General features: G+C 63.5%; 7 protein-coding genes and 2 rRNA genes. 7 read left to right on the top strand and 2 right to left on the bottom strand.

Annotation, left to right across the window (positions count from 1 at the left end):
- Position 1: 1 nt before the first annotated feature.
- Both dapB and JIW86_RS13190 read left to right on the top strand, forming a co-directional pair.
- Positions 2–754: a 4-hydroxy-tetrahydrodipicolinate reductase gene (dapB, locus tag JIW86_RS13195; RefSeq protein WP_215148801.1), complete on the top strand. Its 753-nt coding sequence runs from the start codon at positions 2–4 to the stop codon at positions 752–754.
- Positions 755–769: 15 nt separating this feature from the next.
- Positions 770–1,222 (top strand): hypothetical protein, encoded by a 453-nt coding sequence (locus tag JIW86_RS13190; protein WP_215148803.1) that lies wholly within the window; start codon positions 770–772, stop codon positions 1,220–1,222.
- Positions 1,223–1,259: 37 nt separating this feature from the next.
- Here JIW86_RS13190 and JIW86_RS13185 read toward each other — a convergent pair whose 3' ends face one another.
- Both JIW86_RS13185 and JIW86_RS13180 read right to left on the bottom strand, forming a co-directional pair.
- Positions 1,260–1,820, bottom strand: a complete 561-nt coding sequence (locus tag JIW86_RS13185) for a PH domain-containing protein (protein ID WP_257553922.1) — start codon at positions 1,818–1,820, stop codon at positions 1,260–1,262.
- A 48-nt stretch (positions 1,821–1,868) separates the two neighbouring features.
- On the bottom strand, positions 1,869–2,108 hold the full coding sequence (locus tag JIW86_RS13180) for a hypothetical protein (RefSeq protein ID WP_215148807.1): 240 nt from the start codon (positions 2,106–2,108) through the stop codon (positions 1,869–1,871).
- 244 nt (positions 2,109–2,352) lie between these two features.
- Here JIW86_RS13180 and thyX point away from each other — a divergent pair, with 244 nt between their 5' ends.
- The 5 genes from thyX (at position 2,353) to JIW86_RS13155 (ending at position 11,549) form a co-directional block, all read left to right on the top strand.
- The gene (gene thyX, locus JIW86_RS13175; protein ID WP_215148809.1) at positions 2,353–3,093 is read left to right on the top strand and encodes an FAD-dependent thymidylate synthase; all 741 of its coding nucleotides are present in this window, start codon (positions 2,353–2,355) and stop codon (positions 3,091–3,093) included.
- A gap of 201 nt (positions 3,094–3,294) precedes the next feature.
- On the top strand, positions 3,295–4,194 hold the full coding sequence (dapA, locus tag JIW86_RS13170) for a 4-hydroxy-tetrahydrodipicolinate synthase (protein ID WP_257553921.1): 900 nt from the start codon (positions 3,295–3,297) through the stop codon (positions 4,192–4,194).
- A 114-nt stretch (positions 4,195–4,308) separates the two neighbouring features.
- Entirely contained in the window at positions 4,309–5,994 is a 1,686-nt protein-coding gene (locus JIW86_RS13165; RefSeq protein WP_215148813.1) for a ribonuclease J, read from the top strand.
- A gap of 625 nt (positions 5,995–6,619) precedes the next feature.
- A 16S ribosomal RNA gene (locus JIW86_RS13160) occupies positions 6,620–8,144 on the top strand.
- 282 nt (positions 8,145–8,426) lie between these two features.
- Positions 8,427–11,549, top strand: a 23S ribosomal RNA gene (locus JIW86_RS13155).
- The 16S and 23S rRNA genes sit together here, the layout of an rRNA operon.

Below are 11,549 nucleotides of genomic sequence, written 5' to 3'. Positions count from 1 at the left end.
CATGAGCAAGCTGCGCGTGGCAGTCCTCGGCGCACAGGGCCGCATCGGCTCCGAAGCGGTCAAGGCAGTCGAGGCCGCCGCCGACATGGAGCTGGTGGCCGCCCTCGGCCGCGGCGACAAGCTGGAGACGCTGGCCGAGGCCGGCGCCCAGGTCGCGGTCGAGCTGACCACCCCCGCCTCGGTCATGGGGAACCTGGACTTCCTCATCCGCCACGGCATCCACGGAGTGGTCGGCACCACCGGATGGACCGAGGACCGCCTCGCCCAGCTGAACACCTGGCTCGCCGCTTCCCCGGGGACCGGTGTGCTCATCGCGCCGAACTTCTCCATCGGCGCCGTCCTGACCATGAAGTTCGCCGCCCAGGCCGCCCGCTACTTCGAGTCCGTCGAGGTCGTCGAGCTGCACCACCCGAACAAGGTCGACGCCCCCTCGGGCACCGCGACCCGTACGGCGCAGCTCATCGCGGCCGCCCGGGCCGAGGCCGGCCTCGGCGCCCAGCCCGACGCCACCGCCACCGCACTCGACGGCGCCCGCGGCGCGGACGTCGACGGAGTCCCGGTGCACGCCATCCGCCTGCGCGGCCTGCTGGCCCACCAGGAGGTGCTCCTCGGCGGCGAGGGCGAGACCCTGACCATCCGTCACGACTCCCTGCACCACAGCAGCTTCATGCCGGGCATCCTGCTCGGCGCGCGCCGCGTGACGCAGACCCCGGGCCTCACCTTCGGCCTGGAACACTTCCTCGACCTCGGCTGATCCGGTAGTACTCCCATGCGCGCGAAGATCACGTACTTCCTCACGGCCGCCGTCCTGGTGGTCTACTTCGTCCTGGTCGGCAGCCGGGGCCTGATGCTGATCCGGCAGGGCACCTGGCTCACCGTCACCTTCGGGGCGGCCGTGCTGATCCTGCCGGTCATCGGCGTCTGGTTCCTCTGGAAGAACACGCAGTTCGTCACCAGGGCCAACCAGCTCGCGACCGAGCTGGAGGCCGAGGGCGGACTGCCCGTGGACGAGCTGGAGCGGGACCGGTACGGCCGGATCCTGCGGGACTCCGCCGACGAGGTCTTCGCGCGCCGCAAGGCCGAGACCGAGGACGCGCCGGGGGACTGGCGCAGCTGGTTCCGCCTCGCCGTCGCCTACCACGACGCCCGCGACACCCCGCGGGCGCGCAAGGCCATGCAGCGGGCGATCGCCCTGCACGAACGGAAGCCCGTACGGGTCTGATACCGGTACGGGCTTCGCGTGCGCGCTCGGCGCCGGATCAGGCGGGCACGGGCCGGTACTCGTCGGCCCAGGCCGCGACCGTGTCGGCGGCCCGGTCGAAGGCCTCGGCCCGCGACAGGAAATCGGCGTTGTGGTCGGTCAGCAGCGCCGGCACTTCCGCGCCGTCGCGCGTGGCCACGGTCAGCGCCTGCCCCTGTACGGTCCTCGGCAGTCCGAGCCAGCGCACCGGCTGCTGCACCGTGCGGAGCTCGGCGATCTCGCTCCACGCGATCGAGCGGGTCCCGAAGAACCCCACCCGGCGCAGTCCCGCACGGCTCACCCACACGCCGGCGCGCAGCAGCCGCAGCGCCGAGCCGATGACGGCGAGGGCGGCGGCGAGGCAGACCCCGGCCCCGCCCCAGCCGCCGGCGAAGGCGACGATCATCGTGGACAGCAGCATGAAGGCGGACAGCAGGAGCAGCAGCGCGGCGATGCCCACCCGCCAGGGGCCCGGCCGGTAGGGCCGTCGCCAGCGGTCGTGGTCGGCATGGGCCTGCAGCTCGTCGCCGTCGTCATCCGCGTCGGACACACCGTCGGCCGTCAGGAAGGGCAGGGGCACGGCTGGACCTCACTCACATGCACGTTCGGTTGGGCTGTGACCGTGAGGCTACCGCCCCTGGGAGGCCTCCGACTGCTGCGACTTCTCCGGCGCCTTGCTCGGCTGCAGTGCGGGCATGCCGAAGACCAGCGAGCCGGCCAGCCCGGCAACCACGGTCAGCCCGACCAGACTACGGGCGGCGAGCTGGGTCTTGCTCAGGCGCTCGCGCGGCGGCGGAGTGACGTTGCTGCGGAAGCGGTCGGCCTCGGCGACGAAGGCGAACGGGACGGGTTCGCGCCGGCTGAACATGAGAGGGACTCTCCTGACGGTCGGGGCCCGGGGGCGGCGGTGGCTGTGGCGGGTGGGCGTGGGTTCTACCCGGTAGGACGTCCGAGCCGCTCAATCGGTGCCCGATTTCGGTATATTCACCAAGTTTTTTGGCGCCGCGTCAGCTCTGCGGGCCGACCGCGGTCCCGAGCGGCCCTGCACGGCGGGCCGCGGGCGGCGACGTAGAGTGGGCGCGCCCCAGGACGCACGTTTGGAAGGACCCCCGGTGAGCGAGACCGCCGCTTCAGATCTGAAACCCAGCTTCCGCAGTGACGTGACGGTGGAGCTGGTGAAGCACTCCGCCTCCGACTCCGACGTGCTGTGGGCCGCCCGGGTCTCCACGGCCGGCGAGCAGTCCCTGGAGGAGCTGCAGAAGGACCCGGAGCGCTCCAAGGGCCTCATCAACTACCTGATGCGCGACCGCCACGGCAGCCCCTTCGAGCACAACTCGATGACCTTCTTCATCAGCGCCCCGATCTTCGTGTTCCGGGAGTTCATGCGGCACCGCGTCGGCTGGTCCTACAACGAGGAATCCGGCCGCTACAGGGAGCTCGAGCCGGTCTTCTACGTCCCGGACGCCGAGCGCAAGCTCGTCCAGGAGGGCCGCCCGGGCAAGTACGTCTTCGTCGAGGGCACCGAGGCGCAGCAGGAGCTGACCGGCCGCGTCATGGAGGACTCGTACCGGCAGGCCTACGAGGCCTACCAGGAGATGCTCGCCGCGGGCGTGGCCCGTGAGGTTGCCCGTTCGGTCCTGCCGGTCGGTCTTTTCTCCTCGATGTACGCCACCTGCAACGCACGCTCGCTGATGCACTTCCTCGGTCTGCGCACGCAGCACGAGCTCGCGAAGGTCCCGTCCTTCCCGCAGCGGGAGATCGAGATGGTCGGCGAGAAGATGGAGCAGCACTGGGCGAAGCTCATGCCGCTCACGTACGCGGCCTTCAACGGCAACGGCCGCGTTGCCCCGTAAGGCCTGTTGTATGCCTGACGCACACATGTGCGGAGTCAAGTCCCAAGTGTCCGTATTGCGACGTTTCGTAAAGTTCATCTAGGCTGATCAAACGGACCCGGCACTGCTTGAACCCCCGAGCAGGCAGTGCCGGCGTCCAACACTCGGACCCACGTCCCCCGAGGGGACATGTCGAGCATGGCAGCGAGTAGCGTGTTACCCATGGCTCCGATCTCGACTCCGCAGACCCCCTTCGGGCGGGTCCTCACCGCCATGATCACGCCGTTTACGGCGGATGGCGCACTCGACCTCGACGGCGCGCAGCGGCTCGCCGTCCACCTGGTGGACGCAGGCAACGACGGCCTGATCGTCAACGGCACCACCGGTGAGTCGCCGACCACCACCGACGCGGAGAAAAACGACCTCGTACGAGCCGTCCTCGAAGCCGTCGGAGACCGCGCCCACGTGGTCGCCGGCATCGGTACGAACGACACCCGCCACACCCTCGAGCTCGCCCGCCAGGCCGAGCGCACGGGCGCCCACGGCCTGCTCGCCGTGACCCCGTACTACAGCAAGCCGCCGCAGGAGGGCCTCTACCGGCACTTCACGGCGATCGCCGATGCGACCGGTCTGCCGGTCATGCTCTACGACATCCCCGGCCGCAGTGGTGTCCCGATCGACACCGAAACCCTGGTCCGGCTGGCCGAGCACCCCCGTATCGTTGCCAACAAGGACGCCAAGGGCGACCTCGGCCGCGCCAGCTGGGCCATTGCACAGAGCGGCCTGGCCTGGTATTCCGGTGACGACATGCTGAACCTGCCGCTCCTGTCGGTCGGCGCGGTGGGCTTCGTCTCCGTGGTCGGCCACGTGGTCACCCCAGAGCTGCGCGCCATGCTGGAGGCCCACCTGGGCGGAGACGTCCAGAAGGCGACCGAGATCCACCAGAAGCTGCTCCCCGTCTTCACCGGCATGTTCCGCACCCAGGGCGTGATGACCACCAAGGGCGCGCTGAACCTGCAGGGCCTGCCCGCGGGCCCGCTGCGGCTCCCGCTGATCGAGCTGACCGCCGAAGAGACGGCGCAGCTCAAGCGCGATCTCGCCGCCGGCGGGGTACAGCTCTGACAACAGACTTCACAACTGAATAAGCACGACCGAAACAGACAACAGCAAGAGCACGAATGACATACACGCCACGTGCCTTCCGAGGTACGTGGCGTGTGTGGTGAGGAGACACTTTTGAGCCATCCGCATCCTGAACTCGGTCCGCCGCCGAAGCTCCCGAAGGGCGGCCTGCGGGTCACCCCTCTGGGTGGTCTCGGCGAGATCGGTCGCAACATGACCGTCTTCGAGTTCGACGGCCGCCTGCTGATCGTCGACTGCGGCGTCCTCTTCCCCGAGGAGGAGCAGCCGGGCATCGACCTGATCCTGCCGGACTTCACGTCCATCCGGGATCGCCTCGACGACATCGACGGCATCGTGCTCACGCACGGCCACGAGGACCACATCGGCGCCGTCCCCTACCTCCTCCGGGAGAAGCCGGACATCCCGCTGATCGGCTCCAAGCTGACGCTGGCCCTCATCGAGGCGAAGCTCCAGGAGCACCGCATCCGCCCCTACACCCTCGAGGTGAAGGAAGGCGAGCGCGAGAGCCTCGGCCCCTTCGACTGCGAGTTCATCGCCGTCAACCACTCCATCCCCGACGCCCTGGCCGTCGCGATCCGGACCCCCGCGGGCCTGGTCGTCGCCACCGGCGACTTCAAGATGGACCAGCTGCCGCTGGACAGCCGCCTCACGGACCTGCATGCCTTCGCGCGTCTGAGCGAGGAGGGCATCGACCTCCTCCTCTCCGACTCGACGAACGCCGAGGTCCCGGGCTTCGTACCGCCCGAGCGCGAGATCTCCAACGTCCTGCGCACGGTCTTCGCGAACGCCCACAACCGGATCATCGTGGCGAGCTTCGCCAGCCACGTGCACCGCATCCAGCAGATCCTCGACGCCGCCCACGAGTACGGCCGCAGGGTCGCCTTCGTCGGCCGCTCGATGGTCCGCAACATGGGCATCGCCCGTGACCTGGGCTACCTGAAGGTCCCGCCGGGTCTCGTCGTGGACGTCAAGACCCTCGACGACCTGCCGGCCCACGAGGTCGTCCTGGTGTGCACGGGTTCCCAGGGCGAGCCGATGGCCGCCCTGTCCCGCATGGCCAACCGCGACCACCAGATCCGGATCGTCCCCGGCGACACCGTGATCCTGGCGTCGTCCCTGATCCCGGGCAACGAGAACGCGGTCTACCGCGTGATCAACGGCCTGACCCGCTGGGGCGCCAACGTCGTGCACAAGGGCAACGCCAAGGTGCACGTCTCGGGCCATGCCTCCGCGGGCGAGCTGCTGTACTTCTACAACATCTGCAAGCCGCGGAACCTGATGCCGGTCCACGGCGAATGGCGCCACCTGCGCGCCAACGCCGAGCTCGGTGCCCTGACGGGCGTCCCGAAGGACCGCATCGTCATCGCCGAGGACGGCGTGGTCGTCGACCTGATCGACGGCAAGGCCCGGATCTCCGGCAAGGTCCAGGCCGGCTACGTGTACGTGGACGGCCTCTCGGTCGGCGACGTCACCGAGGTCCACCTCAAGGACCGCCGGATCCTCGGCGAAGAGGGCATCATCTCGGTCTACGTGGTGGTCGACAGCACCACGGGCAAGGTCGTCAGCGGCCCGAACATCCAGGCCCGCGGGTCCGGCATCGAGGACACGGCCTTCGGCCCGGTGGTGGCGAAGATCGAGGAGGCCATCGCCCGTGCAGCCTCCGACGGCGTGGCCGAGCCGCACCAGATCCAGCAGCTCATCCGCCGCACGATGGGCAAGTGGGTGTCGGACAGCTACCGCCGCCGCCCGATGATCCTCCCCGTCGTCGTCGAGGTCTGATCCCCTCGCCGTAGCCGACGTCACTGGAGCGGGGCAACCGGATTTGCATCCGGGGGCCCCGCTCCAGTACGTTTACGTCTCCACCTCGCACGGCACCCGGGCACACACGTGTGCTCGGATGAGTCATGCGGGCGGGCGGGAATCAAGACCCAGGGAGACCTGATAAAGTCTGTTCCGCCCGAAAGGGAAAGGCCCTCCGAAGGCCATCGGAATTCCAAGTCCAAGTCAGAAACGACATGGAAAAGGATCTGATAGAGTCGGAATCGCCGGAAAGGGAAAGCGCGAAAGCGCAGGACCTGGAAAGCACCGAGGAAATCGGGCCCGAAAGAGTCTGATAGAGTCGGAAACGCAAGAACACAGAACGAAAGCCCGGAGGAAAGCCCGAGAGGGTGAGTACAAAGGAAGCGTCCGTTCCTTGAGAACTCAACAGCGTGCCAAAAATCAACGCCAAAAGTTGATACCCCGTCCACTTCGGTGGATGAGGTTCCTTTGAAAAAGACCTGTGAGGCTCCGTATCGGGGTGCTTGCAGGCAATTACACAGCGAGGACGCAGTGGTCAGTCGGTCTTATTCCGACCATGACTGGCCCGCTCTACGTGATGTGTGCACCCGATTACGGGTAAACATTCATGGAGAGTTTGATCCTGGCTCAGGACGAACGCTGGCGGCGTGCTTAACACATGCAAGTCGAACGATGAAGCCCTTCGGGGTGGATTAGTGGCGAACGGGTGAGTAACACGTGGGCAATCTGCCCTTCACTCTGGGACAAGCCCTGGAAACGGGGTCTAATACCGGATACCACTCCTGCCTGCATGGGCAGGGGTTGAAAGCTCCGGCGGTGAAGGATGAGCCCGCGGCCTATCAGCTTGTTGGTGGGGTAATGGCCCACCAAGGCGACGACGGGTAGCCGGCCTGAGAGGGCGACCGGCCACACTGGGACTGAGACACGGCCCAGACTCCTACGGGAGGCAGCAGTGGGGAATATTGCACAATGGGCGAAAGCCTGATGCAGCGACGCCGCGTGAGGGATGACGGCCTTCGGGTTGTAAACCTCTTTCAGCAGGGAAGAAGCGAAAGTGACGGTACCTGCAGAAGAAGCGCCGGCTAACTACGTGCCAGCAGCCGCGGTAATACGTAGGGCGCAAGCGTTGTCCGGAATTATTGGGCGTAAAGAGCTCGTAGGCGGCTTGTCACGTCGGATGTGAAAGCCCGAGGCTTAACCTCGGGTCTGCATTCGATACGGGCTAGCTAGAGTGTGGTAGGGGAGATCGGAATTCCTGGTGTAGCGGTGAAATGCGCAGATATCAGGAGGAACACCGGTGGCGAAGGCGGATCTCTGGGCCATTACTGACGCTGAGGAGCGAAAGCGTGGGGAGCGAACAGGATTAGATACCCTGGTAGTCCACGCCGTAAACGTTGGGAACTAGGTGTTGGCGACATTCCACGTCGTCGGTGCCGCAGCTAACGCATTAAGTTCCCCGCCTGGGGAGTACGGCCGCAAGGCTAAAACTCAAAGGAATTGACGGGGGCCCGCACAAGCGGCGGAGCATGTGGCTTAATTCGACGCAACGCGAAGAACCTTACCAAGGCTTGACATATACCGGAAAGCATTAGAGATAGTGCCCCCCTTGTGGTCGGTATACAGGTGGTGCATGGCTGTCGTCAGCTCGTGTCGTGAGATGTTGGGTTAAGTCCCGCAACGAGCGCAACCCTTGTCCTGTGTTGCCAGCATGCCCTTCGGGGTGATGGGGACTCACAGGAGACCGCCGGGGTCAACTCGGAGGAAGGTGGGGACGACGTCAAGTCATCATGCCCCTTATGTCTTGGGCTGCACACGTGCTACAATGGCCGGTACAATGAGCTGCGATACCGTGAGGTGGAGCGAATCTCAAAAAGCCGGTCTCAGTTCGGATTGGGGTCTGCAACTCGACCCCATGAAGTCGGAGTCGCTAGTAATCGCAGATCAGCATTGCTGCGGTGAATACGTTCCCGGGCCTTGTACACACCGCCCGTCACGTCACGAAAGTCGGTAACACCCGAAGCCGGTGGCCCAACCCGTAAGGGAGGGAGCTGTCGAAGGTGGGACTGGCGATTGGGACGAAGTCGTAACAAGGTAGCCGTACCGGAAGGTGCGGCTGGATCACCTCCTTTCTAAGGAGCACAGTACCGATTGCAGACAAATGTTCTGCACGGTCAGCTCATGGGTGGAACGTTGATTATTTGGCACCAGACGGTCTGATGGTTCTCGAGTACTGCTTCGGCGTGGAAAGAGGAGACGGAAGATTTCTGGTGCCTGGCACGTTGTTGGGTCCTGAAGGTACGGCCGTGAGGTCATGTCTTCAGTGCCGGCCCCAGTGAACTTGATCTGTATGGATCAGGGTGATGGGTGGCTGGTCGTTGTTTGAGAACTACACAGTGGACGCGAGCATCTGTGGCCAAGTTTTTAAGGGCGCACGGTGGATGCCTTGGCACCAGGAACCGATGAAGGACGTGAGAGGCCGCGATAGGCCCCGGGGAGCTGCCAACTGAGCTTTGATCCGGGGGTGTCCGAATGGGGAAACCCGGCAGTCGTCATGGGCTGTCACCCATGCCTGAACACATAGGGCATGTGGAGGGAACGCGGGGAAGTGAAACATCTCAGTACCCGCAGGAAGAGAAAACAACCGTGATTCCGGGAGTAGTGGCGAGCGAAACCGGATGAGGCCAAACCGTATGCGTGTGATACCCGGCAGGGGTTGCGCATGCGGGGTTGTGGGAATTCTTTTGATCGGTCTGCCGGCCGGTCGGCGAGTCAGAAACCGTTGATGTAGTCGAAGGACATGCGAAAGGTCCGGCGTAGAGGGTAAGACCCCCGTAGACGAAACATCAGCGGCTTGCTTAAGAATCTCCCAAGTAGCACGGGGCCCGAGAAATCCCGTGTGAATCTGGCGGGACCACCCGCTAAGCCTAAATATTCCCTGGTGACCGATAGCGGATAGTACCGTGAGGGAATGGTGAAAAGTACCGCGGGAGCGGAGTGAAATAGTACCTGAAACCGTGTGCCTACAAGCCGTGGGAGCGTCGCTCATTGGGTTTACCCAATGGGTCGTGACTGCGTGCCTTTTGAAGAATGAGCCTGCGAGTTAGCGGTGTGTAGCGAGGTTAACCCGTGTGGGGAAGCCGTAGCGAAAGCGAGTCCGAATAGGGCGATTGAGTTGCACGCTCTAGACCCGAAGCGGAGTGATCTAGCCATGGGCAGGTTGAAGCGGAGGTAAGACTTCGTGGAGGACCGAACCCACCAGGGTTGAAAACCTGGGGGATGACCTGTGGTTAGGGGTGAAAGGCCAATCAAACTCCGTGATAGCTGGTTCTCCCCGAAATGCATTTAGGTGCAGCGTCGTGTGTTTCTTGCCGGAGGTAGAGCACTGGATAGGCGATGGGCCCTACCGGGTTACTGACCTTAGCCAAACTCCGAATGCCGGTAAGTGAGAGCACGGCAGTGAGACTGTGGGGGATAAGCTCCATGGTCGAGAGGGAAACAGCCCAGAGCATCGACTAAGGCCCCTAAGCGTACGCTAAGTGGGAAAGGATGTGGAGTCGCAGAGACAACCAGGAGGTTGGCTTAGAAGCAGCCACCCTTGAAAGAGTGCGTAATAGCTCACTGGTCAAGTGATTCCGCGCCGACAATGTAGCGGGGCTCAAGCGTACCGCCGAAGTCGTGTCATTGCAGCAATAGGGCCAACGCCCGCTGTGATGGGTAGGGGAGCGTCGTGTGCCGGGTGAAGCAGCAGCGGAAGCTAGTTGTGGACGGTTCACGAGTGAGAATGCAGGCATGAGTAGCGATACACACGTGAGAAACGTGTGCGCCGATTGACTAAGGGTTCCTGGGTCAAGCTGATCTGCCCAGGGTAAGTCGGGACCTAAGGCGAGGCCGACAGGCGTAGTCGATGGACAACCGGTTGATATTCCGGTACCCGCTTTGAAACGCCCAATATCGAATCAGGCGATGCTAAGTCCGTGAAGCCGTTCCGGACCCTTCGGGGAAAGGAAAGTGGTGGAGCCGACGAACCAGACTTGTAGTAGGTAAGCGATGGGGTGACGCAGGAAGGTAGTCCAGCCCGGGCGGTGGTAGTCCCGGGGTAAGGGTGTAGGCCGAGGGGTAGGCAAATCCGTCCCTCATTAAGGCTGAGACCTGATGCCGAGCCGATTGTGGTGAAGTGGATGATCCTATGCTGTCGAGAAAAGCCTCTAGCGAGTTTCATGGCGGCCCGTACCCTAAACCGACTCAGGTGGTCAGGTAGAGAATACCGAGGCGTTCGGGTGAACTATGGTTAAGGAACTCGGCAAAATGCCCCCGTAACTTCGGGAGAAGGGGGGCCATCACTGGTGATCGGATTTACTCCGTGAGCTGGGGGTGGCCGCAGAGACCAGCGAGAAGCGACTGTTTACTAAAAACACAGGTCCGTGCGAAGCCGTAAGGCGATGTATACGGACTGACGCCTGCCCGGTGCTGGAACGTTAAGGGGACCGGTTAGTGCGCTTTCGGGCGTGCGAAGCTGAGAACTTAAGCGCCAGTAAACGGCGGTGGTAACTATAACCATCCTAAGGTAGCGAAATTCCTTGTCGGGTAAGTTCCGACCTGCACGAATGGCGTAACGACTTCTCGACTGTCTCAACCATAGGCCCGGTGAAATTGCACTACGAGTAAAGATGCTCGTTTCGCGCAGCAGGACGGAAAGACCCCGGGACCTTTACTATAGTTTGATATTGGTGTTCGGTTCGGCTTGTGTAGGATAGGTGGGAGACTTTGAAACCCCAACGCCAGTTGGGGTGGAGTCGCCGTTGAAATACCACTCTGGTCGTGCTGGATGTCTAACCTCGGTCCGTGATCCGGATCAGGGACAGTGTCTGATGGGTAGTTTAACTGGGGCGGTTGCCTCCCAAAGGGTAACGGAGGCGCCCAAAGGTTCCCTCAGCCTGGTTGGCAATCAGGTGTTGAGTGTAAGTGCACAAGGGAGCTTGACTGTGAGACCGACGGGTCGAGCAGGGACGAAAGTCGGGACTAGTGATCCGGCGGTGGCTTGTGGAAGCGCCGTCGCTCAACGGATAAAAGGTACCCCGGGGATAACAGGCTGATCTTCCCCAAGAGTCCATATCGACGGGATGGTTTGGCACCTCGATGTCGGCTCGTCGCATCCTGGGGCTGGAGTCGGTCCCAAGGGTTGGGCTGTTCGCCCATTAAAGCGGTACGCGAGCTGGGTTTAGAACGTCGTGAGACAGTTCGGTCCCTATCCGCTGTGCGCGTAGGAATATTGAGAAGGGCTGTCCCTAGTACGAGAGGACCGGGACGGACGAACCTCTGGTGTGCCAGTTGTCCTGCCAAGGGCATGGCTGGTTGGCTACGTTCGGGAGGGATAACCGCTGAAAGCATCTAAGCGGGAAGCCTGCTTCAAGATGAGTATTCCCACCTCCTTGAGAGGGTAAGGCTCCCAGTAGACGACTGGGTTGATAGGCCAGATGTGGAAGCCCGGTAACGGGTGAAGCTGACTGGTACTAATAGGCCGAGGGCTTGTCCTC

It is taken from the genome of Streptomyces sp. NBC_00162 (assembly GCF_024611995.1).
Classification (GTDB): Bacteria; Actinomycetota; Actinomycetes; order Streptomycetales; family Streptomycetaceae; genus Streptomyces.
This window is presented reverse-complemented; position numbering and strand designations above follow the sequence as displayed.

Bases quoted from the DNA above. Each gene is read 5' to 3' on its own strand.
- dapB (WP_215148801.1), top strand. From the start codon at position 2: ATGAGCAAGCTGCGCGTGGCAGTCCTCGGCGCACAGGGCCGCATCGGC.
- JIW86_RS13190 (WP_215148803.1), top strand. From the start codon at position 770: ATGCGCGCGAAGATCACGTACTTCCTCACGGCCGCCGTCCTGGTGGTC.
- JIW86_RS13180 (WP_215148807.1), bottom strand. From the start codon at position 2,108: ATGTTCAGCCGGCGCGAACCCGTCCCGTTCGCCTTCGTCGCCGAGGCC.
- dapA (WP_257553921.1), top strand. From the start codon at position 3,295: ATGGCTCCGATCTCGACTCCGCAGACCCCCTTCGGGCGGGTCCTCACC.